At 72.0% G+C, this 25018-nt stretch carries 20 protein-coding genes and 1 pseudogene; 11 read left to right on the top strand and 10 right to left on the bottom strand.

Going from position 1 to position 25018, the window contains the following annotated elements; genetic code table 11:
* Positions 1 to 130: 130 nt before the first annotated feature.
* Positions 131 to 802, top strand: a complete 672-nt coding sequence (locus tag H4W31_RS39195) for an SRPBCC family protein (RefSeq protein ID WP_192771202.1) — start codon at positions 131 to 133, stop codon at positions 800 to 802.
* A 22-nt stretch (positions 803 to 824) separates the two neighbouring features.
* Complete coding sequence (locus H4W31_RS39200; protein WP_225945914.1) at positions 825 to 1463, top strand: DUF4865 family protein; 639 nt, start codon at positions 825 to 827, stop codon at positions 1461 to 1463.
* A gap of 143 nt (positions 1464 to 1606) precedes the next feature.
* On the opposite strand, the gene H4W31_RS39205 is transcribed toward H4W31_RS39200, so the two are convergent.
* Positions 1607 to 1942: a DUF1232 domain-containing protein gene (locus H4W31_RS39205; RefSeq protein ID WP_192771203.1), complete on the bottom strand. Its 336-nt coding sequence runs from the start codon at positions 1940 to 1942 to the stop codon at positions 1607 to 1609.
* A gap of 259 nt (positions 1943 to 2201) precedes the next feature.
* On the opposite strand from H4W31_RS39205, the gene H4W31_RS39210 reads away from it, so the two are divergent.
* Both H4W31_RS39210 and H4W31_RS45055 read left to right on the top strand, forming a co-directional pair.
* The gene (locus tag H4W31_RS39210) at positions 2202 to 2624 is read left to right on the top strand and encodes a DUF4259 domain-containing protein (protein ID WP_192771204.1); all 423 of its coding nucleotides are present in this window, start codon (positions 2202 to 2204) and stop codon (positions 2622 to 2624) included.
* 224 nt (positions 2625 to 2848) lie between these two features.
* Entirely contained in the window at positions 2849 to 2980 is a 132-nt protein-coding gene (locus H4W31_RS45055; protein WP_450091428.1) for a hypothetical protein, read from the top strand.
* A gap of 564 nt (positions 2981 to 3544) precedes the next feature.
* Here H4W31_RS45055 and H4W31_RS39215 read toward each other — a convergent pair.
* Positions 3545 to 3789: pseudogene (locus H4W31_RS39215) on the bottom strand (winged helix-turn-helix domain-containing protein).
* Positions 3790 to 4035: 246 nt separating this feature from the next.
* Between H4W31_RS39215 and H4W31_RS39220 the strand changes: the two are divergent.
* Entirely contained in the window at positions 4036 to 4926 is an 891-nt protein-coding gene (locus tag H4W31_RS39220) for a hypothetical protein (protein WP_192771206.1), read from the top strand.
* A gap of 431 nt (positions 4927 to 5357) precedes the next feature.
* On the opposite strand, the gene H4W31_RS43500 is transcribed toward H4W31_RS39220, so the two are convergent.
* The 4 genes from H4W31_RS43500 to H4W31_RS39240 all read right to left on the bottom strand — a co-directional run bounded on the left by H4W31_RS43500 (position 5358) and on the right by H4W31_RS39240 (position 11400).
* The gene (locus tag H4W31_RS43500) at positions 5358 to 6461 is read right to left on the bottom strand and encodes a hypothetical protein (protein WP_225945915.1); all 1104 of its coding nucleotides are present in this window, start codon (positions 6459 to 6461) and stop codon (positions 5358 to 5360) included.
* 1 nt (position 6462) lies between these two features.
* Complete coding sequence (locus H4W31_RS39230; protein ID WP_192772745.1) at positions 6463 to 8994, bottom strand: FtsK/SpoIIIE domain-containing protein; 2532 nt, start codon at positions 8992 to 8994, stop codon at positions 6463 to 6465.
* 226 nt (positions 8995 to 9220) lie between these two features.
* Positions 9221 to 10366: a glycosyltransferase gene (locus H4W31_RS39235; RefSeq protein WP_192771207.1), complete on the bottom strand. Its 1146-nt coding sequence runs from the start codon at positions 10364 to 10366 to the stop codon at positions 9221 to 9223.
* Complete coding sequence (locus tag H4W31_RS39240; RefSeq protein WP_192771208.1) at positions 10363 to 11400, bottom strand: glucosyl-3-phosphoglycerate synthase; 1038 nt, start codon at positions 11398 to 11400, stop codon at positions 10363 to 10365. The genes H4W31_RS39235 and H4W31_RS39240 overlap by 4 nt, the downstream gene beginning before the upstream one ends.
* A gap of 254 nt (positions 11401 to 11654) precedes the next feature.
* Here H4W31_RS39240 and H4W31_RS39245 point away from each other — a divergent pair, with 254 nt between their 5' ends.
* The 5 genes from H4W31_RS39245 to H4W31_RS39265 all read left to right on the top strand — a co-directional run bounded on the left by H4W31_RS39245 (position 11655) and on the right by H4W31_RS39265 (position 16266).
* On the top strand, positions 11655 to 12710 hold the full coding sequence (locus tag H4W31_RS39245; RefSeq protein ID WP_192771209.1) for a Gfo/Idh/MocA family protein: 1056 nt from the start codon (positions 11655 to 11657) through the stop codon (positions 12708 to 12710).
* Positions 12703 to 13794 carry a zinc-dependent alcohol dehydrogenase gene (locus H4W31_RS39250; RefSeq protein ID WP_192771210.1) on the top strand — a complete coding sequence of 364 codons (1092 nt, stop codon included), beginning with the start codon at positions 12703 to 12705 and terminating at the stop codon, positions 13792 to 13794. Before H4W31_RS39245 ends, H4W31_RS39250 begins: the two co-directional genes overlap by 8 nt.
* Positions 13795 to 13938: 144 nt before the next feature.
* Positions 13939 to 14895: an ATP-binding cassette domain-containing protein gene (locus H4W31_RS39255; RefSeq protein ID WP_192771211.1), complete on the top strand. Its 957-nt coding sequence runs from the start codon at positions 13939 to 13941 to the stop codon at positions 14893 to 14895.
* Positions 14895 to 15731 carry an ABC transporter permease gene (locus H4W31_RS39260; protein WP_192771212.1) on the top strand — a complete coding sequence of 279 codons (837 nt, stop codon included), beginning with the start codon at positions 14895 to 14897 and terminating at the stop codon, positions 15729 to 15731. The genes H4W31_RS39255 and H4W31_RS39260 overlap by 1 nt, the downstream gene beginning before the upstream one ends.
* A 94-nt stretch (positions 15732 to 15825) precedes the next feature.
* Entirely contained in the window at positions 15826 to 16266 is a 441-nt protein-coding gene (locus tag H4W31_RS39265) for a hypothetical protein (RefSeq protein WP_192771213.1), read from the top strand.
* A 96-nt stretch (positions 16267 to 16362) separates the two neighbouring features.
* Here the strand turns inward: H4W31_RS39265 and H4W31_RS39270 are convergent, their stop codons facing one another.
* Entirely contained in the window at positions 16363 to 19509 is a 3147-nt protein-coding gene (locus H4W31_RS39270) for an AfsR/SARP family transcriptional regulator (protein ID WP_192771214.1), read from the bottom strand.
* Positions 19510 to 19616: 107 nt separating this feature from the next.
* On the opposite strand from H4W31_RS39270, the gene H4W31_RS39275 reads away from it, so the two are divergent.
* On the top strand, positions 19617 to 20180 hold the full coding sequence (locus H4W31_RS39275) for a hypothetical protein (protein WP_225945916.1): 564 nt from the start codon (positions 19617 to 19619) through the stop codon (positions 20178 to 20180).
* Positions 20181 to 20240: 60 nt separating this feature from the next.
* Here H4W31_RS39275 and H4W31_RS39280 read toward each other — a convergent pair whose 3' ends face one another.
* The 3 genes from H4W31_RS39280 to H4W31_RS39290 all read right to left on the bottom strand — a co-directional run bounded on the left by H4W31_RS39280 (position 20241) and on the right by H4W31_RS39290 (position 24960).
* Positions 20241 to 22061, bottom strand: coding sequence for a substrate-binding domain-containing protein (locus H4W31_RS39280; RefSeq protein WP_192771215.1), 1821 nt, complete (start codon positions 22059 to 22061; stop codon positions 20241 to 20243).
* 85 nt (positions 22062 to 22146) lie between these two features.
* Complete coding sequence (locus tag H4W31_RS39285) at positions 22147 to 23226, bottom strand: Gfo/Idh/MocA family oxidoreductase (protein WP_192771216.1); 1080 nt, start codon at positions 23224 to 23226, stop codon at positions 22147 to 22149.
* 156 nt (positions 23227 to 23382) lie between these two features.
* A complete protein-coding gene (locus H4W31_RS39290) occupies positions 23383 to 24960 on the bottom strand; it encodes an alpha-L-fucosidase (protein ID WP_225945917.1) in 1578 nt (525 codons plus the stop codon).
* Positions 24961 to 25018: the final 58 nt, after the last annotated feature.

The following is a 25018-nucleotide window of genomic DNA, read 5'->3' on the forward strand; positions in this document are numbered from 1 at the left end:
GGGCGGCGAAGGCCGCTCCGGAAGTGGCCGGAAGTCGGGCCACTCCGATGAATGCCCGTTGTTGGCTTATATAAGCTCGTCCTGATACGCTCCCACCCGTTCCAGCGGGAAAGACCAGGACAGAGGAGTGATGGTGGACATCGTCGACGAGATCAACGCGACCCATCGGGTGCTCGGCCGGGCCGACACCCCGGTCGGCGAGGCACGGACCGTCCTGTTGCGACGGACCTACGACACCTCCGCCGAGGATCTCTGGGACGCCGTCACCAATCCCGAGCGGCTACCCCGCTGGTTCCTGCCGGTCAGCGGCGACTTCCGACTCGGCGGCAGGTACCAGGTCGAGGGGAACGCGGGCGGCGAGATCATCGCCTGCGAGCCACCCCGCCGACTCAGGCTGACCTGGGTGTTCGGCGAGCCCACCGAGGGCGGATTCAGCGAGGTGGAGGTACGGCTCGCACCCGGCACCGGGCCCGACGACGACAAGACCACCGTCTTCGAACTCGAACACATCGCGATCGCGGATCCCGAGTTCTGGACCAAGTACGGCCCGGGCGCGGCCGGTGTCGGCTGGGATCTGGCCCTGCTCGGCCTCGGTCTGCACCTGGCCGGCGCCGGAATCGAGGACCCCAGCGCCTGGGAGCAGTCCAAGGAGGCCCGGGAGTTCGCGACGCTCAGCAGCAACGCCTGGGGTGCGGCCTCGGTGGCTGGCGGCGAGTCCCCGGACGTGGTGGCCGCGATGGTCGCGAACACGACCGCGTTCTACGCTCCGGACGTGCCCGCCCCGGAACCGTCGGGCGACTGACCGCCTACGCCGCCATCGGCTCATGCCCCCAGGAGACCGCCGCTTCATGTACGCCAAGCAGTACGAGATCACCCTGCCCGCCGACTACGACATGCGGATCATCCGCAAGCGGGTCGCCGACTTCGGCCACCTCCTCGACGACCGCGCCGGGCTGGGGCTGAAGGCGTACCTGATCCGCGAGCGGAGCAGCGACGGCTCGCCGGTCAACCAGTACGCCCCCTTCTACCTCTGGAACGACGTCGGCGCGATGGCCCAGTTCCTGGCCGGCGGCGGTGGCTTCCAGGGCATCATCCGCGACTTCGGGCGCCCCACCGTCGCGCACTGGACCGGGATAGCCAGCGTCGCCGGACCCGGTCGGAAGTTCGTTCCCAGGGCGGCGTCGCGCCGGCTCACCCCGCTGCCGGTCGACCCCGAAACCGAGGCGACCGGGCTGGGCCTGACCGCCCGGATCGAGCAGGAGAACGCCGCGCTCGCCCTGCTGGCCCGGCGGGACGGTGTACACACCGCCGCGCTCGCCATCGATCCCCAACACTGGCAACTGCTGAGATTCGTACTGTGGTCGGACGCCGTACCGGCGGACGAGCAGGCCACCGAGCGGTACGAGGTGCTGCACCTGTCGGCACCGGGGCTGGCGGAGCTGCCGAACGGCCGAACCTGGTGACGACGGTGCTCCGCAGCACAGTCGACTACGCCTCGTCGCGAACTCCTGCCGTCCGGACGTGGTGACCGTCTACCCGCAATGTAATGCCGGATCGCCGTTCTTCGATGGCAGACCGCCGGCGACTTGCTGCTGCGCTCGGCTCGTCATCGTCGAATACCAGCCCGGCCTGGGGCCTTGAGGTCCTGGTCCGGCAATGCGGTACGGCTCGCCCGGCGCTGTTGGACCAACCGGGTCAGGTAGATCAGCGAGCCGGCCAGTACGCCCATGTCGTCGAGGTAGATCGGATCGGGCAGCAGGTCGACCGGCAGCACCGTGTAGATCAGCGCGCCGTAGAAGGCCACCTTGCCCCCGGCGCCCAACTCGCCGAGCAGTCGACGGGTCCGCAACACCTTCACCCCGAGTACGACGGCTCCGACCAGCGTGGCGAGGGCCACGATGCCGCCCAGCACCAAGACCACGATCCACGTCTCCCGCGACATGCGGTAACGGTAACCCGGCAGCCCGTCCGCCGCCCGGCGGCACTGCCGATCCCCGACGTTGCCAGCCCAGTACGCCGTAATTGTGCGAGCGTGGGAACGCTTGTTGTCGGCTCGTTGCCGGCCGTTGCCGCAGGACCCAAGCGGGAATTGTCGACGCTCATGCAATTCCCCTGGCCTGGCTCATTAGTGGGACTGGCTTCGTTCCATGGGCCGTCACCGTGATCGCATCGAGCGGCCTCGCCGTGCTGTACTGCGAGGCATGGCGACGTGGGGACCGGAACCGTTCGCGAGTGATGCCGGCCAGGACCTGCTCGACCTGCTGGCCGGGAGTACCGAGGATGAGCGGCGGAGGGTGCTGCGCGAGATCCTCGGCGGCGTGCCCCGGATCGGGGAGCGCGGCTTCGACTGGTTCGAGCAGGACGTCGTGGATGCGGCGGCGCTTGTGGCGCTGAGCGTGCCAGGCGGTATGGAGCAGCTAGCCGACATTGGGCACGGCGCCAAGGATGCGGTCGTGATCGGTGGCGTCGACGTCGAATTGCGGACTCAGGCGCTCGTCGGGCTGGAGCTGATGCTGCAGCCCGGCAACGACTGGTACGACACCTGGATCGACGGCGACGAGGACTGCGAAGGCGCCCGCACGGCCCACGCGATCGCCGCAGTCCTACGCTTGTCTTTGGGCTAGTTGCAAGCACCACCTATCCGAGAAACGCCATTGGTGGCCTGGTCGGCGTCTAAGCGCCGGCAGACTTCGCGGTCGCCTGCATCTCGACCAGGGACGTGAACTCCCTGCCTTTCCGCCACGAGTCACGGATATACCGCATCTGACGCTCGACGCGGGGCTTGTCCTTGGGCTTGCGGGCCCGCGCCGGGTCGACCAAGACGCCCTAGCGCGCCGCGAGCCGGTTGTTGAGACCGACCGACGGCGGACCGTCGACGCTGCTGTTCGCCGAGCCGGCGGCGGACGTCGGCGTTGGACAGGTTGAGATCCTCGCCGACGGCGAACCGTCGGCGCTGGTCTGGTACTCCTTGGCCTGGTAGGCACCGTGCTTGGTGAGTTGAGATCCTCGCCGACGGCGAACCGTCGGCGCTGGACGCTGACGTCAAGCATGTTCGGTTCCGCTCTGTGTTGAGATCCTCGCCGACGGCGAACCGTCGGCGCTGGCTCCAGCTCGGACACGGTGGCGGTGACCAGGACGGTGTTGAGATCCTCGCCGACGGCGAACCGTCGGCGCTGGGCTTCGTGAGCTGGGGAAGCGTTGGTGCTGTGGCTGTTGCTTGCTTTGGTTTGCCTGCACAATGTCCGTTTGGACCCGCTCCACGCCCGGGAACCCCACGCTCAAGACCGCCGCACTTGGGGTTCCTAGATCAACTATCGAGCCCTCGTCAATCTGGAACCCGTCCCCGAGCGTACCGAAGGTGTTCGACGATAATTCAAGATGACCTGCCGACTTACAGCAAGCAGGCTGAGCACTGTTTGAGCGGACACAAGCGCAGGGCGCGGTTGAATCGACGCCGACCCACGCTGTCGACCTCTAAGTCCGTACTATGCGCCAGTCGCGCCTGTCGGGATGCGGCCCGACAGGCACTCGACGCTGATGGTGGTCACTCCTCAGTGACAAACACTCCGACTCCACCTACGCCTTCGACGACGCCCTCGGTCTTGAGCGCGTTGATCGCCTGACGGACCACGATCGCGGAGACGTCGTACTGCTTGCACAGTTCAGTTGTGGACGGCAGTTTGTCGCCGGGACGGAGGTCACCGGACGCGATCTGAGCGCGGATGCTGTCGACGATCTGCGCCCACTTGGGCTTGGCGGGCATAGTGACTCCCAGGTCTGCACCGCCATTTGATCACGCCTGGCCTTATATAGCAACTAATAGCAGCCAAGCCTTGCGCGTACATCACTTGTTATATACGCTTCCCTTCGATCGGCTCCCAGGTCTGCAACCGGAGTGGGCTGGTCTTGTCCCATCGCACAGAGCCCGGCCGGCTGATCCCCCGGTCGGTCGGGCGCCCCCATCTGCCCGTACCCGGCGTCCCCAACCGACGGGAGGCAACTCATGGACCCCTACCCACGACGCAGGACACGACGGTGAGCGCACTGTCCGGGACCGCGTACGCCAGCTACGCCCGTACCCGGATCGCCGAGGCGCGGGCGGCGGTCGTCCGGCACGCGGTGTGTGCGTACACGGGGGTGTGTCTGGGGTGTGGGCGGCCCGGCCCCTGCCCCACCCTGGCCGCCGCCCGGCGGACCCTGGCTCACCACACGCACAGGTCGACCAACCAACGCGCGCACACCTACGGCTACCGGCAGTTCCCGATGATGAGCGGGGACGTGACCAACGGCGTATCCCCTGCCGAGTTGCGGGCCGCCTGCCTGGCCGTCGGGGCCGCCGTCGACCCGGCACACCGGCAACTGGCCGGTGTCGACCGTCCGCAGCCCCAGGCCGAGCAGGCCCACTGGGGCGACGCACTCACCGACGCCTGGCAGGCGCTCGGGATGCTCTACTCCCGCATCTCCGAGGCCCGACGGCCGCCCGGGAATGCTCCGACGAGCGTCCGACACGTACTCGTTGGGCTGGCGGCGGCTCGGGCGGACGCCGAGCGGGCCGGCGCCGTGGTCGGACGGGTCCGGCGCCAGGTCGCCGCCGCCGAGGACCGGGTCCGCCGGGCCGGCGCAGACCCGTCGGTCCGGGTCGCGGCCGACCGAGGGCGTACGACCCACGCCCGGCTCGACCTCGTCGCCGCCCGACTCGCGATCGGAGTACGCACCATCGACCGGTACGCCGATGCCCTGTCCGGCGCCATCCAATCACGCCGCCCACGGGCTACCTCGACAATCGACGCCGAGTCCATCGCGGCCGGGGCGACTACGGCCGGCGCGGTGCTGCTGACCGTGCACCCGCAGACCGGCTGGCGAGGTTTCCTGGCCCGGCTACGCCACGGGCACCCACTCGTCCGACGAAGGACGGGACTGTGCTGAGCCGGTACGCCGTCCCGCTTCGCGACCTCGCCACCGGCCGGGTACGCGACTACCAGCACCGGCTGGACCGATTCGACGAGCCAGCCTGGCGGCGGTACGGCCTGCTGATCGACACCGCGTTCCGGCTCGCCGTCGACCGGCGGTTCCGGGCCGGCCAGGATCGTGCTCCGGTGATCAGGTTCGTGGCGAGTGTGCGGGAGCGCTACGACCACGCCGGCTACGACCTCGATCCTCGGCTCGCCGAGTCGCTGCTCTGGGCCGCATTGGACGCACACCCGATCCCGGAACCGGTGCACTCCGCGACCCACACCGCGCAGACGCTGCTGCTTCTCGGCCTGCTCGACGACGAGGGCCTGTCCCGCGCCGAGCTTCACCGGTTCCTGGCCGAGGCCGACACGGCCAGCGGCGCCGAGTTCGACGCCGCGCTCGGATCACATCAGGACCAGGTAGTACGCCATGAAGGCGATCGGGGCGGCAAGGAAGCAGATCAGGAAGCCGAGCCGGGCGTACGCAGCCGGCCTCCCGACGATGATCCTGGGCTTTCCCCAGACGTTGAGCACGGTGTACCCGGCGAAGAAGAGCATGGTCGGCAGGCCAGCGCAGCTCCAGGAGAAGACCCCGATGGTGTTTCGGTCGAAGCCCTTGGAGCCCTGCACCTCGGAGACGGTGAGCAGGATCCAGATGATGATCGCGAGGACGCCGGCACAGCCGAAGTAGACGGTCATCGCCCGGGCCAGCGGTGACATCGAGGGCAACAGGGGCGCCTGCTGCGCCATCGTCTCCGCCTGCACGATCATGACGTCGGCGCCGTCGGCGGCCTGTCGGGCCAACTCCAACTCGCGTCGCGGATCGACCGGCCGCGCGGGCGGCATCGCCGCACCGGGCCCCTGGCCCGGACCGGCCGGCGACCGTTGGTCGAACGGCAGCCGCGGACCGGGTACCTGCCCGGCCGCCGAGCTGGCCGGCAGCGCCCGCCGCCCCTGACCGCCCGGCAGTTCCGGGTACGCCTGACCGGCCGGCAACTCCCCACCTCCCGCCTCCTGCCCACGTCCCCCGTACTGGACCGGCGGACCGAACGGCGTCGGCGGGCCGAACTGGCTCGACTGTCCGGACTGAGTCGACTGTCCGGACTGAGTCGGAGTTCCGAACTCGTTGGAGCGGTCGTACGGAACTGGACGGTCCGACGAGCCAGGCGGGCGGTCGTACGGGATCGGACGGTCCAGCTGGTCCGGGCCGGCGTACTGGGCGGGCACGGTGGGATGGCCGCCGGAGGCGGGTGGGGCGTACCGGGGCGGCTCGGGCGGCAGCATCTCGCCGACCAGGGGCGCCGACGGCCCCACTGGCACCGGTTTGCCGATCATCTGGCCGAGCGCCGTCAGCCGCTGCTGTTGCAGGGCGAGCCGCTGGTCGAGGCGGTCGACGGCCGCGCCCGTACTGCCCCGGTGTTCGGCGACCTGGGCGGCGGTCCGCTCACCGGTCCGGCGCAGGTCGTGCAGGTGCCGGGCCAGGGCCGCGTACTCGGAGAAACTCGCCACCTCAGTGCCCCTCGTCGTCCTCTTCGTAGCCGGGCCGGACGAACGGCACGATCAGCCGGGTCCGCTGGTCGTGCCGGTCCACCAGCAACGCCCGGTTCGCCCTCGGGGTGTACGCGAGATCGGTCACCCCGAGGTACATTCCCAGCTCGCCACCGGGCACGTTCAGGGCCACCAGGCAGGCGATGTCGTCACGGTTGCTGGACCCGCCGATGTCGTCGGAGAGCCGGCGCAGCCCCCGCCACCAGCCGAGCAGGTGCACCCCGTACGCGGGGCCCTGCCGGAGCACCGCCTGTAGGTCGTCCAGCCCCGACTTGTAGTTCTCGTCCCGGGCGCTGAGGATGCCGCTGGCACCGTCCATGCCGTACCCGACGAGGAAGGTCCGGCCCGGTCCGTCGGCCGGTTGGCCGGAGAGTTTGCGCAGTTCGTCGCGGAGCCCGGCGGCGTCGAGCCGGCTGACCGGATGCCCCGCCTCGGCCAACTCTGCCATCGTCGCGTCGGCGATCTCGTCCGCGACGGCGACCAGCGGGGCGATCAGGAACCGGGCGCTGCCCGGCGGATGCTGCCGGGCCAGGCTGATGGTGGCGGCGTGCAGCACGCTCGCCCCGACCGGCGAGGTGCCGACCACCGCCAGGTGCCGCCCGGGGGTGGCGTCCAGCGGGAAGAGTGCCGAGGTCAGGTCGACGTCGACGGTACGGCCGACCAGCGCCAACGGCCGCCGTCCGCCGGGGACCAGTCCCCGGTACGTCGGATCGTCTTCGACGTGCGCCGACTCGTACCCCTTGAAGACCGCCGGTGGGCGTGAGCCCGGCTTGCGGGCCTGCCACAGCTCGTGCCGGAGCTGGGCGACCTCGGCGGCGCTGGCGTGCGCGTCCGGGAACCGGACCACGCTGTTCGCGGCGGCCAGCCCGGCGGCCGGGTTGATGATCGCCGAGCCGATCGGCAGCGCCCCGGCGGCGTCGTTGAGCGTGTCCAGCACTCCCCCGCCGCCAGGCAGGGCGACCCGGAGCGGGAACTGCCCGAAGATCGAGTCGGTCTTGCCGTACAGCGCCTCGATCCCGGTCATGCTCTGGCTGGCCAGTACGAGGTGGATGCCGTACGACCGGCCCTTGCGGGCCAGCTCCTCCAACAGGGTGACGGCCTCCCGGGCCACCGCGTCGTTGCCGGCGAAGAGGACGTGGAACTCGTCGATCACCGCCACGATCCGGGGTACCGGCTTGTCCCGGGGCAGGTCGGACAGCTTCGTCACGCCGTGCCGCTTCAGCGCCGAGGCGCGCCGGTTCAGTTCTCGGCGCAGTTCGCGGAGCACCGCCACGCCGTACTCCCGGTCGGATTCGATGCCGACCGCGCGGGCGTGCGGGATCCACGACGGGTCGCGGCCGGTCGGCACGAACTCGGTGAAGCTGACGCCCTCCTTGAAGTCGAGCAGGTAGAGCGAGAGTTCGTCCGGGGAGTACCGGGCGGCGAGTCCGTAGAGGACGTCGAGCAGGAAGACGGTCTTGCCGGCACCGGTCCGGCCACCGACCAGCCAGTGCGGGGTCTGGTCGTCGAAGGCGCAGATCACCGGCTCCCGGCCTGATCGGCCGATCACGGCGCGCAGGCCGTTGCCGGACGACTCCGCCCAGGGGCGGGCCGGCAACAGGTCGGTGAAGTCGAGTGTCGACTCACGCCGGTGCACCTCGCCGAGCCGGTCGGCCAGCGCCGCGACCCCGCCGGCCGGGGGATCACCGTCCAGGCGTACCGGAGCGGCCAGGCCGGAGCCGTCGGAGCTGAACGGGTGGCCGGGCGGGTCGCCGATCCAGGCGTACCCCTGATGGTCCAGCCGGACTCCGGTGGTGCCACCCAGCGGCGGCGGGGTGAGCCCGGCGGACCGGGGCGGATAGCCGGCGGCGATCACGCAGACCCCGGCGGTCGGCCCGGCGTGGGTGAGCGCGGCGAGCCGGGCGAGGTCCCGGCCGTCCGGCAGCGAGGCGGCGACCAGGAGCAGCAGTTCCGGCGTACCGGTGGTGGCCTGCTGGGCGGCGCGGGCGTGCCGTTCGGCCTCGTCGAGCCGGGCGGCGATCTCGGCCTCGGTGGTGGCCGGCGGCGGGAGCGCCCCGGCGTCGACCAGCGCCCGCAGCGGCAGGAAGGTGGCCCCGAGCGCGGCGGCGTCCAGTACCGACACCCGGACCGAACCGGCCGGCGCGGCGGCCAGCAACCGCACCACCAGGGTACGCAGCAGCGCGGCGACCCGCCGGTCCCGGGCGTCGGTGTCGATCGCCAGGTGGGTCCCGCCGTGCAGCGGTACGACGGCCGGGAACTCGCCGTCCATGGTGGTCGCCACCCCGAGCCGGACCGGCAGCGGGCCGGCGAAGAACTGGGCTGGCTCGGGTTCGGCGCTGACCGCCTCGCCGATCCGGCGCAGCCGGTCCACGATGCCGGCGGCCTCGCCGGAGTCCGCCGGGGCCTGGATCTCGGCCAGCCCGTACCGGGCCGCGTCGAGATGCGCCCGGGCCTGCCGGTGTGCGGCGACCGCCCGCCCGAACGTGGCTGCCAGTCCCACCCTGCCTGCCCCCAACCCGCCTCGGCCTGTGTGGTCACCGGCCACGGGCCCCGCCCGCTCCCCCGCTCTGCGGGAAGGGGCCGCGTAGTCACCGGAACACTAACCGACACAGCCGGCCGCGAGCATCTCGGCGAGCCGGCGCGCCCTCGGCTGGGGCGTTAGGAAGGGGCCCTTCTTCTACAGAAAGCGATAACAAGGGGCCCTTCCTTACATCCCTTCCTTACACCGCCAGCTTGCGGACGTGCTCGTAGAGGTCGAGGTAGGCGCGGGCCATGACGGCGGGGGTGAAGCGGTCGGCGGCCGTCGACAGGCAGCGCCGTGGGTCGATCCGGGTGGCCGCGGCGAGGATGAGGTCGGGTAGTTCCTCCTCGTCGTCGGTGAGCAGGCCGGTATCGCCGTGGTCGATCAACTCTGGGAGGCAGCCCTTGGCGAGTCCGACGGCTGGGGTGCCGAGGGCGAGGGACTCGACGACGGCGGTGCCGCCGGGCTCCGCCCAGCGGAGCGGGAAGAGTGACGCGCGGGCGGATGCGACCAGGTCGTCGCGCTCCCGCCCGGCGACGGTGCCGATCCAGCGCACCCGCGCCCCGTCGACGTGCGGGGCGACGTGTTCCCGCCAGAACTGGACGTCGGGGTTGGCGCCCGCGACCGGGTCACCCTCAGCGGCGGCCAGGTCGGCAGGCTGCCGGTACGGCCCGACCGGCCCGGCGAGGACCAGATCGAAGCCGGCCCGGTGGGCCAGCCGGGCGGCCAGGTCCTGCCCCTTCCCGGCGTTGATCCGACCGAGTACGACGACGTGTCCGCCCTTGTCGGCGGGGCGGCGCCGGTCCGCGTCCGTCGCCAGTGGGGTGGCCAGGTGGACGTGCCCGACCGAGTGTTCGCGGAGTGCCTCGGGGGCACGGGCGAGTTGTGACGCCGAGACGCCGTTGACCCGTACCCGGTTGCCGCCGTCGAAGCTGCCGTACAGCTCGGGGTGTTTGGCCAGGTCCCAGTGCAGGGTGTGCAGGGCCGGCGGGGCGTCCGGGCCGAGCGCGGCGAGGGTGGCCAGGCCGGCCGCCTCGACATGGTCGTGTACGAGGTCGATGTCGTCCCGCTCCCGCAGCGCCCGTACGACGGCGTGCAGATGGGCCTGCACCACCCCGCAGCTCTGGTTGTACGGCCGTTGCAGGCTCTGGAACTGGCCGTCGGGAAAGATCGCGAGCCGCTCGTCGACCGGCAGTTCGCTGCTGCCGACGGTGGCGAGTACGACCCGGACGTCGAGTCGACGCAGCTCCGGTACGAGGGCGGCGATGATGTTCTCGATTCCGCCGTACCCGTTCGGCGGCACAGGCAGCCACGGTCCCGCGTTGATCAGGACGGTCAGGCTCATGCGCCGGTCACCGCCAGCCGGCGTGCTCTGCTCCGGGCGGCCCGCATCTGCCGGGCCACCGTCGTCAGTGGCGGGCGTTCGGCGACCGAGATGTCGGTGACCTCGATCTGCCGGTCCAGGTTGGGCAGCACCTGGTCGCCGCCGCGCCGGAACTGGGTCAGTGCGGCGGCGGGGGGCACCGGTTCGGCCACCAGACCCCGGCGGTGCAGCCGGGACCAGACGGTGTAGAGGATCTGCGCCGACATCCGGCCCAGCGCCTCGGTGTCCTGGTGCCGGTGGAACCGCTCACCGAGGTCGACCTGGGCCAGTGCGTCCAGCCCGACCAGGTCCAGCAGGTCGATCAGCATGGCGATCTCGACGCCGTACCCGGAGACGAACGGGATCTGTTCGAGGACGTCGCGGCGGGCGGCGTACTCGCCCGCGAGTGGCTGGACGAAGCCGGCCAGTTCCGGCCAGAACATGTTGAGCAGTGGTCGGGCCATCAGTTCGGTGACCCGGCCGCCGCCGTCGGGTTCCACTCCGGCGGCACCGACGAGCGGCCGGTGGTAGAAGCCCTTGACGAACGCGACGGTCGGATCGGTGAGCAGTGGTCCGATCAGCCCGGTGAGGAACCGGGGTGAGAAGCGGCGCAGGTCGGCGTCGATGAACGCGACCACGTCACCGGTGGCGGCGGCCAGGCCGGACCAGAGCGCGTCGCCCTTGCCTTCGAGCCGGGGCAGGCCCCGGGTCATCTCGTCCTGCCCCACCACCCGGGCCCCGGCGGCGGCGGCCACCGCCGCGGTCGCGTCGGTGGACCGGGAGTCGACCACGATCAACTCGTCGATCAGCGGAGTCTTCTCGATCAGATGGCGACGCAGGGTGTCGACGATGGCACCGACGGTCGCCTCTTCGTTGCGGGCCGGGATCACGACGCTGACCGTCGTTTCCCCCTTGGCCTTCGACAGTCGGCGCGTCGTCCACTGGGCCGCATTGCCGGTCCGGTACGTAGTCCACGCCTCTACCACGGGTGAGACGGTCGCTTTCACATGCCGCACGGGCACACCCCCTGTTTTGCGATCCGATACGCCGGCCGATCTCCTACCCCGAGCAGGTACGACGAACCCGGTTCAGGGATGACAACTTGATCACCGGACTGCGGCATCCGCGCGGCGCTCGGATGAACGGTGCGTTTCGCCACACCGGCCGGACGTTTCCCCATCCCGGAAGAGTTTCCGCACCCCGGGAAGCGGAAAGGAGCTCAGTTCGTGTTTCTGGACGGGGAGGTCGGAATGAAGACGGGGAGGTCGGGATGAAGGTGTGTCGGGTCGGGCTGGTCGGGGCCGGCAATGTGGCGCAACGCCATGCCCGGGTGCTGGCAGGATTTGCCGACACACGGATCGTCGGGGTCACGGACGTCGTGGCGGAGTCGGCCGGGCGACTGGCCGAGTCGTGTGGGGCGCGGAGGTTTCCGGACGTCGCAGCCCTGCTCACGGCGGACCTGGACGCAGTGTACGTCTGCGTGCCGCCGTTCGCGCACGGTGCCACCGAGGAGGCGGTGCTCGACGCCGGGCTGCCGCTGTTCGTGGAGAAGCCGATCGCGGCGGACCGGGAGACCGCGCTGCGGATCGCCCGGCGTCTGGCGCCGACGCCGGAGCCGGAGGCGGAGCCACGAGCGGAACCGGCCATCGGGCGACCGAGGGTGCTGACCGCCGTCGGGCACCACTGGCGCTACCTGGCGGTGGTCGAGGAGGCCCGGCGGATCCTGGCCGACCGGGCGATCCGGCTGGTCAGCGGCGCCTGGCTGGACAAGGTACCGCCGGTCGGCTGGTGGCCGCGCCGGGAGAGCTCCGGCGGCCCGGTGGTGGAACAGGCGTCCCACGTGCTCGATCTCGCCCGGCACCTGGCCGGTGAGGTCGACGAGGTCTGGGCGGTCGGGAACGGCAGCCCGCCACCGGTCGACGGGGCCGACGTCGACGGCGCGACGGCCGCCACCCTCCGGTTCGCCTCCGGCGCGGTGGGCACGCTCAGCGCGACCTGCACGCTCGGCTGGAAGCACCGGGCCGGTCTGGAGGTGTACGCCGACGGCCTGGCGCTCGCCGTCGGCGAGACCGGGCTCCTGGTCCGGGACGGCGAGAACGAATGGCAGATTCCCGGCGATCCGGAGGCGGCCCGGGTGGCCGTCGACCGTGCCTTCGTCGACGCGGTCCGAGGCGTCGGCGACGACATCCGGGTGCCCTACGCCGAGGCGTACCGGACCCATCTGCTGGCGCTGGCCGTCGCCGAGTCGGCCGCCACGGGTCAGGGGGTGCGGGTACCGGCGGGAACGGTGGCCGAGGCGGCGTGGACGGAGCGGGCCGGTGTCTGACGAGCTGAACGTGGTGGTCACCGGGCCGGGCGAGGTGGTGCTCCGGGCGACCGGGGCACTGCCCGTCGTGGACGGCACCTTCCGGGTGGAGACACTGTTCAGCGGGGTGTCCGCCGGCACCGAACTGAGCTACGTCAAGGGCACCAACCCGTACCTGTCGGCCGGCTGGGACGCCACCCTGGGGCTGTTCGTGACCGGTGACCCGGACACGCCGTACCCGGTGGAGCGGCTCGGGTACATGGAGGTGGGGCGGGTCACCCAGAGTCGTACCCCGGCGGTCACCGAAGGCACGGTGGTGGCGATGACGTACGGGCACCGGACCGCGTACCGGGGCGATCCGCTGGTCGACCGGGTGGTGCCGGTGCCGCCCGACCTCGACCCGATGCTCGGCATCTACGTGGCGCACATGGGTCCGATCTGCGCCAACGGGCTGCTGCACGCCGCCGCCGACCTGTACGGCAGCACAGTGCGGGACCTCTCCGACGGAGTCCGGGGCCGCCGGGTGGCGGTGACCGGGGCGGGAGTGGTCGGGCTGCTCACCGCGCTCTTCGCTCGACGGGCCGGCGCCGCCTCGGTGGTCGTACTCGATCCGACGGCGCAGCGGCGGGCGGTCGCCGAGGCGCTCGGGCTGGAGACCCTCGATCCGGCGGACGGGGATCCGGCGGTGGTGCTGAAGACCCGGTGGCGGCACGCGGCCGACGACCGGGGTGCCGACGTGGTCTTCCAGTGCCGGGGGCAGGCGTCGGCGTTGCAGCTGGCGCTGCGGCTGCTCCGACCGCAGGGCACGGTGATCGACCTCGCCTTCTACCAGGGCGGCGCGGAGCCGGTCCGGCTCGGTGAGGAGTTCCACCACAACGGGCTGTCGCTGCGCTGCGCGCAGATCGGCCGGGTACCCCGGGGGCTGGCCCCGACCTGGGACCGCGACCGCCTGTCGGCCGAGACGATCGCCCTGCTCCGGGAGTACGGCGACGAGCTGCGCAAACACCTCGTCTCGGCGGTGGTCCCGCTCGACGAGGCGCCCGCGTTGCTGACCGACCTGGCCGCCCGCCGACGTTCCGAGTTGCAGGTCGTACTCGCCGCCTGACCGGATCGGCTGGGTCCCGGTCGAGGTGCGTGTGCGGGTCGGTAGGGGTCCGGCCGAGATGCGTGTGCGGGCCGTGTGCGCGTCGTGTGCGCCGGGCCGGCGACGCTCCGTTCGAGGAAGTTCAGACGCGAACGGAGACACGGAATGGCTGTACGCCATGGCATCCGGGCCGAGGGCCTGGTCAAACGGTTCGGCAAGACGACCGCGCTGGACGGGGTGGACCTGACGGTCCGGCCGGGCAGCGTACTCGGACTGCTCGGCCCGAACGGCGCCGGCAAGACCACGGCGGTACGGGTCTTCGCCACCCTGCTACGCCCCGACGCCGGGCGGGTCGAGGTGGCGGGTCACGACGTGGTCCGCTCCGCCGACCAGGTACGGGCGCTGATCGGGCTGACCGGCCAGTACGCCGCCGTCGACCAGGACCTGACCGGGGTCGAGAACCTGATGCTGATCGCCCGGCTGCTCGATTTCAAGCGGGCCGACGCCAGGCGCCGGGCCGACGACCTGCTGGGCCGGTTCGGGCTCGCCGACATGGCCGGTCGGGTCGTGAAGACGTACTCGGGGGGTATGCGTCGCCGGCTCGACCTGGCGGCCAGCCTGGTCAACCGGCCGGAGGTGCTGTTTCTCGACGAGCCGACGACCGGGCTGGACCCGCGCAGCCGGGGTGAGGTCTGGCAGTTGGTTCGGGCGATGGTCGCGGACGGGACGACGGTCCTGCTCACCACGCAGTACCTGGACGAGGCGGACCGGCTCGCCGACGAGATCGTGGTGCTCGACCGGGGGAAGGTCGTCGCCGCCGGCAGTCCGGCGCAGCTGAAGGCAAAGGTCGGCGGGCGGACGCTGGACATCCGGGCCACCGAACCGACGGACCTGCCGGCGGTCGCCGCGCTCGTCGAGGCGAGCGTCGGGGTGGCCCCGGTGCCACATCCGGACGATCCCGGGCTGCTCTCCGTGCCGGTGCCGGACGCCGACGCGCTGCCGGCGGTGGTCCGCGCGCTGCACGACGCCGGGATCCCGGTGACCGAGCTGGCCCTGCGCCTGGCCAGCCTGGACGAGGTCTTCCTGGCGCTGACCGGTCACGACACCGGGGAGGAGTCCTGATGTCCACCGCCGCACCCGCGCTGCCGACGTCGTCCGCCGCACCCGGCCGGCGCCGCCGACCGGGCCGTACGCTGCGGCACGCCGGCACCCTCGCCTGGCGGGCGATACTCAAGATCCGTCGTGACCCACAACAGCTGATCGACGTCACACTGTCGCCGATCCTCTTCGTCACGATGTTCGTGCTGCTCTTCGGGGGCGCGATCAGCGGCGGCGCGACCGGCGGCGGCGATCGCCAGGACTACCTGCTGTTCGTGCTGCCCGGCATCATGGCGCAGGCGATCGTACTGGCCAGCATGGGTACCGGGGTCAACCTCGCCACCGACATCACCCGGGGCATCTTCGACCGGTTCCGGAGCCTGCCGATCGCCCGGTCCGCCCCGCTGACCGGACTGATCCTCGGCGACGTGGTTCGCCAACTGGTCGCCCTCGCCGTGGTGATCCTGTACGGCGTGATCCTCGGCTTCCGGTTCCAGACCGGGGTGCTCGCGGTACTCGCCGGATGCGGGCTGATCATGCTCTTCTCGTTCGCGCTCGGCTGGATCTGGGCGTACCTCGGACTGCTGGTCAGGTCGCCGCAGGGCGTACAGGGGACGGTGTTCCTGGTCGCGTTTCCGCTCACCTTCGCCAGCAACATCTTCGTACCGGCCGGAACGCTGCCGGGCTGGTTGCAGGCGTGGGTGGAGGTCAATCCGGTGTCCCAACTCGCCGACACCGCGCGTGGGCTGATGATCGGCGGCCCGGTGGCCGGTCCACTCTGGCCGACGCTGGCCTGGATCGCGGGCATGGTGCTGCTCTTCGGACCGCTCGCGGTGACGAAGTACCGGCTCAGCACCTGACCGGGCACCGGCGCGGCACCTGACGGTGCGGCCACCACCCGCCTCCCCTTCTTCCGGGTGGCGCGGGCGGTGGCCGTCGCCGACCATGGGAAGGGTGACGAACAGTCCCTGGAAACGCGAGCTGCGGGAGCGGTGCGAAGCCACCTTCGACTTCCTGGTCAGCGAGCACGACTGCCGGAAACGTGGCCGGTTCATCAGTCAGGGGATCGAGGTCTTCTACTGGAACGCGACCACGGGTGTCTCGGTGAGTGCGGTGTACCGCGATCCGTTCTCGGTGGATCTCTGTGTGCTGCCCGAGGACGGCTTCCCACCCCGCAAGGACGAGTACGGCGCACGTCTGCGGATCGACTGGTTCGACGCCTTCTACGTGGTCACACTCGTGACCGGCAAGCGGCCCAAGTTCAGCCAGGAGCAGGTCTACGGCAACGACCAGGCGGTGCTGGACGCGTACGCCGACGCGCTCCGGGGGCCGTGCCGCCCGCTGCTGCACGACGCCGAGGATCCACTGTGGGCGCGGCTGGGCCGGCAGCACTAGGCCATCGTCGCGGCCAACAAACGCCGGGTCGCCGCCATCGAACGCAGTTGGGGCTTGGCGGAGAGCACCGAATAGCCGGACCGGGGACCCGCGGCCCTACGGCTTCGACCCGACCGCCCGCTCGCCGAGGATGGCGATCGCCTCGTCGACCGACCGTCGCGCACCGGCCGTGTGGGCCGCCGGATAGTCGTCCCCGAGCGCGGCCCGGACCGAGTCCATCGTGGCCGCGACGTCGGGGTCCCCCCGCGCCGGTACGCCCCGGATCGCCTCGGCCAGCCCGAGCAGGTACGCCGCCGTGGCCGGATCGTCCTCGGCGAGCGCGATCGCCGCCAACGCCTCGCCGGCACCGGACAGGCTCGGCCGGTGCCGCCCGGGTGTCACCACCGACAGCAGTTCGCGGACGTGTTCCCGGGCCACGACCAGGTTCCCCCGGGCGATCGCGGTCAGCGCCAGCCCGAGCAGCCCCGGTGCGCGCAGTTCGGCCCGTACCACCTGACGGCCGCCGCCGGTCAGCGCCTCGACGGCGGTCCGGTACGCCCGCTCGGCCGTGGCCAGGTCACCGCCGCGCCGGGCCAGCTCGGCCTCGCCGAGGCTGAGCAGTACCTGCCGGGCGGGAAAGCCCACCAGGTGCGCCTCGTGGGCCGCCCGGTCGAGGTCGGCCCGCGCCCCGGCCAGGTCACCGGCGCGGCAGCGCAGCAGGCTCAGCCGCAGGGACGTGTGGGTGCTGTCGTCGCGCGCGCCCAGCTCGGTGGCGAGCCGCAGCGCCTCCTCCAGATGGCCGATCGCGGCGTGGTGTTCGCCCCGCAACGCGCTGCTGTCGGCCAGCCCGGCGACCGCGATGCCGCTCCCCCACCGGTCGCCGACCGCGCGGAATCCGGCCAGCGCGCCGGCGTAGTCCTGCTCCGCCGCGTCGGTGTCGCCGCGCTTCGCCCGCAGCGACCCGCGCAGTGCGAGCCCGATCGCCCGGGCCCACGGGTCGGGATGCTCCAGCAGCGGCGGCAGCCGGGACCAGGCCAGAGCGTCGTCGTCGACGTACACGGCCGACAGCGGCCCGGCCAGCGCCACGAACGGGTCGGCGAGCCCGTCCAGCGCCTCCGCCTCGGCCAACGCCGCCCGGCTGCCGGCCAGCTCGCCGGGCCTGATCTGGAACAGCGCGTGGTACGCCAGCGCGACGGCCCGCGGCCGGGACGGTGTCGTACCCGGTACGGCGAGACACTGCGCCAACCAGGTGGCCGCCTCGTCGTGGGCGCTGCGCAGCGACCAGAACCGGCACAGCGCGGCGGCCAGCCGTACCGCCGTCGGCGCGTCGGCGGAGTCGACCGCCCAGCGCAGCGCGGCGGTGAGGTTCTCCCGGTCGGCGCCCAGCCGGTCCAGCCAGTACACCTGGTCGGGCCCGCGCAGCGCCGGGTCCGCGGTCTCGGCGAGCCGGAGGAAGTACGCCGCGTGCGCCGACCGGGCCCGGTCGGCCTCGCCCGCGTCGGCGAGCCGCTCGGTGGCGTAGTCGCGGATGGTCTCCAACATCCGGTACCGGCCGTCCGCGAAGGTCACCAGCGACTTGTCGACGAGCCCGCCCAGGGTCTCCAGTACCGCCGGGATCTCCGTCTCGGCGGAGGTGTCCGCGCAGACCGCCTCGACGGTGTCGATCGTGGCGCCGTCGAGGAAGACCGAGAACCAGCGGGCCAGCCGCTGCTCGTCCCCGCCGAGCAGGCCCCAGCTCCACTCGACCACCGCCCGGAGGGTGCGGTGCCGGGGCAGGGCGACCCGGCTGCCGCCGGTGAGCAGGCGGAACCGGTCGCCGAGCCGGGCCGCGACCTGGTCCACCGACAGGGTACGCAGCCGCGCGGTGGCCAGTTCGATCGCGAGCGGCAGCCCGTCGAGCCGGCGGCAGATCTGCACCACGTCCGGCGCGGTGGCCGGGGTGACCGCGAACTCGGGCCGTACGGCGGCGGCCCGGTCGGCGAAGAGGCGTACCGCCGGGAAGTCCAGGGCCCGCGCCGGCGGGGCGGCACCGGGTGGCGAACCCAGCGGTGCGACCGGGCACAGCGTCTCGCCGGTGATCGCCAACGGCTCCCGGCTGGTGGCGAGGATCCGCAGCTCCGGACAGCCGCCGAGCAGCGCGTCGGCGAGCCGGGCGCACTCCTCGACGAGATGCTCGCAGTTGTCCAGCACCAGCAGCATCCGCTTGTCCGCCAGCGCCTCCAGCAGCCGTCCCAGCAGGTCACCACCGCCCCCGGGACCCGAGGTGACGCGCAACCGCAGCGCCTCGGCCAGCGCCCGGGTCACCTCCTCGGGTTGGCGTACCGGGGCCAGTTCGACCAACCACCCACCGTCCGGTGCGCGGCCGGCGTAGGCCCGGGCGGTCTCGGTGGCCAGCCGGGTCTTGCCGACCCCGCCCGGCCCGACCAGGGTGACCAGCCGGCTCCCCGCCAGCAGCCCGGTCAGCCGGGCCACGTCCGCGTCCCGGCCGACGAAGCTGGTCAGCGGGGCACGCAGATTCCCGCGTGGGCCACTTCCGGCGCGCAGGATCGTGGTGTGCAGCGCCGCCAGTTCGGCGGACGGGTCGACGCCCAGCTCCTCGGCGAGGGTCCGACGCAGCTGCTGGTACGCCCGCAGCGCCTCGCCCGGCCGGCCGGTGTCCCGCAGCGCCCGCATCAACAGCCCGTACGGCCGCTCGCGCAGCGGATGCGCGGCGGTCAGTTCGGCGCACCGGGCCACCACGTCGGCACCGCCGCCACGCTGGAGATCCGCCGCTATCCGTTCCTCGACGGCGGTCAGCCGCAGGTCGGCGAGCCGGGCCGCCGGCGCCTGTACGAAGTCGGCGTCGGCCACGTCGGCGAACGCCGGCCCCCGCCACAGCGCCAGCGCCTCGTCCAGCAGCTTCGCCGCCACCGTGGTCTCGCCGGCGGCGACCGCCTCGACACCGGCCGCCGTGAGCCGTTCGAACTCGACCGAGTCGAGCTGCTCGGGCGCGAGATCGAGCCGGTAGGCGCCGGACCGGGCGCCGAGTCGGGCCGGCTCCGGCAGCACCCGGCGCAGCCGGAACACCAGGGTCTGCAACGCGTTGGCCGCGCCCGCCGACCGGGTCCCGCCCCAGACGGCGTCGATCAGGGCATCGGCGGTCACCGACCGGCCGGCGTCCAGGGCGAGCCGGATCAGCAGCCGGCGCAGCCGGTCGCCGTTGACGTCGACGGTCCGGCCGTCGTCCCCGACGACGACCAGCGGCCCGAGCAGCCCGATCCGCACCAGAACCTCCCGCCGGCCGGTCCACAGCCTCCGTGGCCAGCGTACGGGTGGCGCCCGCCGACGCCCCGACCCGGCGGAGCCGCACGGCGCGCCACGCGGGTGCTTTGATGGGCTCCATGGACGTCAACCGGGACGGGCGGAGCTGGCGGATCGGCACGGCCGGCGACGTCGCCTGGATCGCCGGCCGGACCACGCACGGTCACTCGGTCACCACGGCGATCCCGCCGGTGTTCGACGCCTACGCCACCTTCCACCCGCCGGACGGCATCGGTTTCGCGGCCCACGAACGCGCCGTGGTCGCCGAACTCGCCGCGCACACCCCGGACCAGCCCTGGTGGCTGGGCTACCTCGAAACCGGCCTGCACGACGTCGTCTTCCCGCTCGCGCCGAGGCTGCGCCTGTACTGGGACTGGCCCTACGTACTGGTCGAGGCCGGACCCGAGCAGGCCCTCGGCTGGCGGACCGGCCACATGCGGGGCGACGGATCGCTGCCCGATCTGATCTTCCCGGCGGACCACTCCTGGCTCGTCTCCGCCCTCTGGGACGACCTCTGGACCGACGTCGGCGGCGCTGCCGACCTGATCACCGCCTTGCAGCGCAACCCGCTGGTCAACGCCCGTCCCGTCGGCCCCGACGAGGACGCCCTTCCGCCGGGACTCGTACGCGACTGACCCGGCCCCGTCGACTGACCCGGCCCGGCCGACTGACCCGTCGACCGGGCGGTCCGGGGTTCAGCGCGGCGCCGGACGGAGTGCGATCGCCCGGAGGAAGACGTCACCGATCTTCGCCGGATCCTCGGCGATGAGTACGCCGCCGCCGGTGGTCCTGGTGATCTGGTCGAGCGGCTCCCGGTTGACCGCGTCACCGATGCCCAAGATGATGAGCTGAATCGGCTGCGCATCGTCCCTCAGCGCGGTGAGCTTGCTGATCAGGCTCTCCAGGGAGAGACCGGCGGGGTCGTCGTTGCCGATGCCGTCGGTGAGGATGACCACGGAGTTGACCCGGCCCGCCTGCCAGCCGTCCTGCACCTCCTTGTAGGCGGCGAGAATGGTGTCGTAGAGGCCGGTGTCGCGGTTCTGCCCGGGCGTGATCCCGGCCAACGCGCCGACCAACTCGCTCCGCTGGCTGGAGAGGGTGCCGATCGGCACGAGTTGCCGGTAGTCCCTGGATCCGTCGAGGCGGGTGGAGAAGACCCACAGGCCGACGGCCCAGTCGTCGTTGAACAGTCCCAGGCCGCGTTGCGCCGCCTGGAGGGTGACCTGCATCCGGGTGGCGTTGCCGGCGGTGGGCACCCGGCCGCGCATGGTGCCGGAGACGTTGATCGCGGCGAGCATCCGGCCCGGCGCGGTGATTGCCGACCAGGTGGAGAGCGCCCGGTCGACCACGGCCGGGTCGGCCCGGGTCGGCGCCGCACCACCGGCCCTCGGTGACGCCGACGGCGACCCGCCGGCCGGGCTCGGCGCGCCCGTCGGTGCGGAGAAACCGGCACCCCAGGTGCCGTCGGCGGCGCGCAGGCCCTGGGCGGCGAGCTTGTCGCGGAAACGGCCCGTGCTCAGCGCCTGATGCAGCCCGTCGGCGGCGGCGACCTTGGCCGGATCCGTACCGGGCATGACCGCGAACGGGTAGTCCAGCGGTGTCGGCGCCGGGTCGAGGTACAGCGCGGCGAGCGGGACCGGTGGCTTGGCCGCGTTGTAGGCGATGACGTCCTCCTCCGACAGCATCGCCAGGCGCAACGCGCCACTGATCGACGAGACGTCGCTCGACCGGGGGAACTGCGCCAGCAGATCGCCGCGGAGCGCCGAGCGGCCCGTCGCCACCGCGCGCAACGTCGCGGTCGTCGCCTGCTGGGCGCCCGCGCCGGCGGCACCCGCCGCCGCCCCGAGCGCCATCAGCCCGGACAGGCCGGCCGCGTCGCGGGTGGGCTCGACGATTCCGGTACGCAGCCCGGTGCCCGTGGTGATCTTCTCCAGCAGGTCGTCCCAGCTGAGCGTGGTGTTGGGCCAGCCGAGGCCGGACGCGACGGGCTCGGGCATGGCCACCACGACGGGGCTACGGGCGATCGAGGCACCGTCGGTCGTGGCGAATCCGGGTGCGGCGGTACGCAGCCGCTGCAGCCAGGTCGAGGAGTCGGGCACCCACACGTCCGGGATGACCGTGGTGCCATTGCCCTGACCCACCCCGGCCAGACCCACCCCGTGTGCGGTGGCGAGTGCGGCGGCCATGTCCGCCGGTTCGACCGGGCTGACCGAGACCGTCACGCAGACACCGCCGGGCGCCCCGCCCTGGTCGATCCCGGACTCGGCGACGGACTGCACGGCGGGGACGATCTCCGGGGCGGCGGCGACCGTGAGTTTCGCCTGACTCGTGCAGCCTGATCCAGCCAATTGCTGGTAGCCGAGGGAGACTCCGGACACGACGGCGACAACCGACACCGCAACGGCGGCGGCGCCTATCCCTCGGGAACGTCTATTCCCTTGGGAACGTCTACGTATGCGATGGCGGCCAGACACGCGATCAATACTGGACACCCGGACCCCCTTGTGGCCAGCCATGTCCGGCCGAAACTCCAGAAAAGCGAGCATTAGCCGAGTTTCGCTACCTGATGTCGCCGACCGGCGGCGGATAGTAGCGAACGGTTCAGGCCGGCAGGGTGACGACCCGGCGCTCGGCGGCTGCGGTCCGAGCCGCCTCGATGATCCGGAGCGTCTGCACCGCACTGGCCGGATCGACCGGGAAGGCACCCTCGCCGCGCAGCGCGTCGCGTACCTCGGCGTAGAACTGCTCGTAGCGTCCCCGTTCGGTGGGGATCCGCTCGACCTCGTCGTTGACACCCAGCAGACCAGCGTCCGACTCCGGCTCGACGCCCCAGCCCGGGTCGCCGGGACGCATCCCGGAGATCACCTGGGGCTCCTGCACGTCGAGGCCGTACTTGGTGAAGGTGGCCCGGTCGCCGAGAACCCGGAAACGGGGATTGCGGGTACCGGCCAGGGCGGAGGCCCACAGGTGCGAGCGCACCCCGCTGGAGTGCCGCAGCGCGACGAAACTGTCGTCGTCGACCGCCACCCCGGCACGCCGCCGGTCCAGCTCCGCGTAGACCTCGGTCACCGGGCCGAACAACTGCAGAGCCTGGTCGACGATGTGCGCGCCAAGGTCGTAGAGCAGGCCACCGGCCTCGGCGGGGTCGCCGAACTCGCGCCAGTTCTCCTTCGGCTTCGGCACCCAGCGGTCGTACCGGGACTCGAACCGGAACACGCTGCCGAGCCGGCCGGAGCTGAGCACCTTACGCAGGGTCAGGAAGTCCGAGTCGAGCCGGCGGTTCTGGAACACGGTCAGCCCGACGCCCGCCTGTTCGGCCGCCCGGACCACCTGCTCGGCCTCGGCCGCGGTGGGCGCGAACGGCTTGTCCACCACCACCGGCGTACCCGCTTCGATGGCCCGCAGCGCGAGCGGCACGTGGGTCCGGTTCGGGGTGCTGACCACGACCAGGTCGAGCGAGTCGACCCGGTCGAACAGCTCGTCGGCGGTGGGTACGACCTCCGCCTGCGGGTACCCCGCACGGGCCTGCTCGGCACGTTCCGGGTTGCCGGTGACGATCAGCGCGACCGAGAGGCCGGAAGTGGCGTCCACCAGTGGGGCGTGGAAGCGCTGCCCGCCGATGCCGTACCCGAGGATGCCGACCCGTAGCTCGGCGGAGGAGGCGTTACCCATGACGCCCATTTAAGCCCCCTGACCAGTCGGCGGCGGCGTTACGCGGCGTCGGGGTGACGCTCGTCCCACTCGGCGAGCCGGCCGGAACCGGTGACGGTGACTGGTGTGCCCGACCGGACAGACTCCGACCCGGACCGGCGGCGACCCGGGCAGGGTCGGCGGCGGCTACCCGGGGGTGATTCGGATCGCCGGTTTCAGCGCGTCGGGAGCGGGCGGCCGGGCGAAGGTGAGCACGGTGTCCGGGCCCTCGACGGTCAGCGCGACGGGGCTGTCGTCACCGAGCAGCCGGGCAGTGCCGGTGAGCTGGACGCCGGCCAGCCGGACCCGGTCGCCGGTGACCGGCCCGCCGAGGATGACGTTGACGGCACCGTCCCGGCCGAGGGTGAAGTGCGCACCCTCGCTCTCGGGTCGGCTCCACGGTCGGCTGGCGTAGATCGCGGCACCGTTGGCGTCGAGCCACCGACCGAAGCCCGCCAACCGGCGCAGCTGCTCCGGCGGCAGGGTGCCCTCGCCGCCGGACGGGCCGACGTTGAGCAGCAGGTTCCCGTTCTTGGCAACGGCGTCGACGAAGTCCGGCAACAGCGTGTCCGGGAACGACGCGTAGTCCTGGTCGCGCTCCATGCGGTTGAAGCCGTACGAGTTGCCGATGCCTCGGGTCGTCTCCCACTTCTTCGCCCGCACCGTGTCGTACTGGGTGTACTCGGGGGTGGTGAAGTCGCTGTGCGGCACGGCCGGCGGCGTGACGTTGTCGATGAACTCCGGGTCGTCGGCGATCGCCCACTTCATCAGCCGGTCGAAGCCCGCCCTGCCGAGCGTGGTTCCCATCGTCCAGCGCCAGAAGGAGTCGGTCTGCCAGCGGTCGTTCACCACCCCGTCCGGGACGGTGTTGTAGTAGTCGGCAAGCAGGCTGAACAGCCGTTTCTGCCCGGTCGGCCAGGAGATGTCGTTCCACAGCAGGTCGGGCTTGTACCGGATGACGAGTTCCCGGAGCTGGGCGTCGGCGTAGTCGGCGTAGCCGTCGCCGTACCGGGCGTAGGTGTAGTCGCCGAGGGTGCGGACGATGTCGCGCTGGAAGGTCCAGTCCACCCCGCCGGAGTAGTAGACGCCGAACCGCAGCCCCTGGGCTCGGACGGCGGTGGCGAGTTCGCCGACGATGTCCCGCTCGCTGTGCCAGCCGGGCCGGTGCGGGTGGCGTACGCCGGTCGGCCACAGCGCGTACCCGTCGTGGTACTTGGCGACCAGTACGACGTACCGGGCGCCGGAGTCGCGGAACGTCTTCGCCCAGGCGTTCGGGTCCCACCGCTCCAGCCCCTTGTCGAACATCGCCTTGAAGCCCTCGTACGGCAGGTTCCCGTAGGTCGCCCGGTGGTGCTCGGCGGTCGGCGTCGACGGATCCCGCATGGCGTTGCCGTAGTCCTCGGCGTACGGGTGCACCAGCATCGCCCGGTCGTAGTCGGAGCGCAGCACGTCGGCGTAGTTGCCGGTCGGGGCGAACCCGGGGACGGAAAAAAGTCCCCAGTGGATGAAGATCCCGAACTTGGCGTCGGAGAACCAGTCGGGCACCGGGTGCGCGTTCAGCGATTCCCGGGTCGCCCGGTACGGCCCCTCGGTCGTCATCCTGGCCAACCGGTCGTCCCGCCAGGCGTAGACCGCCGCCGCGATCGGCGGCGTGGCCACCAGCAGTGTCAGAACGACCAGCCCCACCAGCAGTTTCTTTCGGTGTCGACGGATGAATGCCCGCATGACTCCCCCTCCCCAGGTAGCAATACAAATGTATTGTCTGCCAGCGTGGCGGAGGTTG

Origin of the sequence: Plantactinospora soyae (genome assembly GCF_014874095.1) — a bacterium.
GTDB classification, from domain to species: domain Bacteria; phylum Actinomycetota; class Actinomycetes; order Mycobacteriales; family Micromonosporaceae; genus Plantactinospora; species Plantactinospora soyae.

Bases quoted from the DNA above. Each gene is read 5' to 3' on its own strand.
- H4W31_RS39195 (WP_192771202.1), top strand. From the start codon at position 131: ATGGTGGACATCGTCGACGAGATCAACGCGACCCATCGGGTGCTCGGC.
- H4W31_RS39200 (WP_225945914.1), top strand. From the start codon at position 825: ATGCCCCCAGGAGACCGCCGCTTCATGTACGCCAAGCAGTACGAGATC.
- H4W31_RS39205 (WP_192771203.1), bottom strand. From the start codon at position 1,942: ATGTCGCGGGAGACGTGGATCGTGGTCTTGGTGCTGGGCGGCATCGTG.
- H4W31_RS39210 (WP_192771204.1), top strand. From the start codon at position 2,202: ATGGCGACGTGGGGACCGGAACCGTTCGCGAGTGATGCCGGCCAGGAC.
- H4W31_RS39235 (WP_192771207.1), bottom strand. From the start codon at position 10,366: ATGAGCCTGACCGTCCTGATCAACGCGGGACCGTGGCTGCCTGTGCCG.
- H4W31_RS39245 (WP_192771209.1), top strand. From the start codon at position 11,655: ATGAAGGTGTGTCGGGTCGGGCTGGTCGGGGCCGGCAATGTGGCGCAA.
- H4W31_RS39255 (WP_192771211.1), top strand. From the start codon at position 13,939: ATGGCTGTACGCCATGGCATCCGGGCCGAGGGCCTGGTCAAACGGTTC.
- H4W31_RS39260 (WP_192771212.1), top strand. From the start codon at position 14,895: ATGTCCACCGCCGCACCCGCGCTGCCGACGTCGTCCGCCGCACCCGGC.
- H4W31_RS39275 (WP_225945916.1), top strand. From the start codon at position 19,617: ATGGGCTCCATGGACGTCAACCGGGACGGGCGGAGCTGGCGGATCGGC.
- H4W31_RS39280 (WP_192771215.1), bottom strand. From the start codon at position 22,061: ATGGCTGGCCACAAGGGGGTCCGGGTGTCCAGTATTGATCGCGTGTCT.
- H4W31_RS39285 (WP_192771216.1), bottom strand. From the start codon at position 23,226: ATGGGCGTCATGGGTAACGCCTCCTCCGCCGAGCTACGGGTCGGCATC.
- H4W31_RS39290 (WP_225945917.1), bottom strand. From the start codon at position 24,960: ATGCGGGCATTCATCCGTCGACACCGAAAGAAACTGCTGGTGGGGCTG.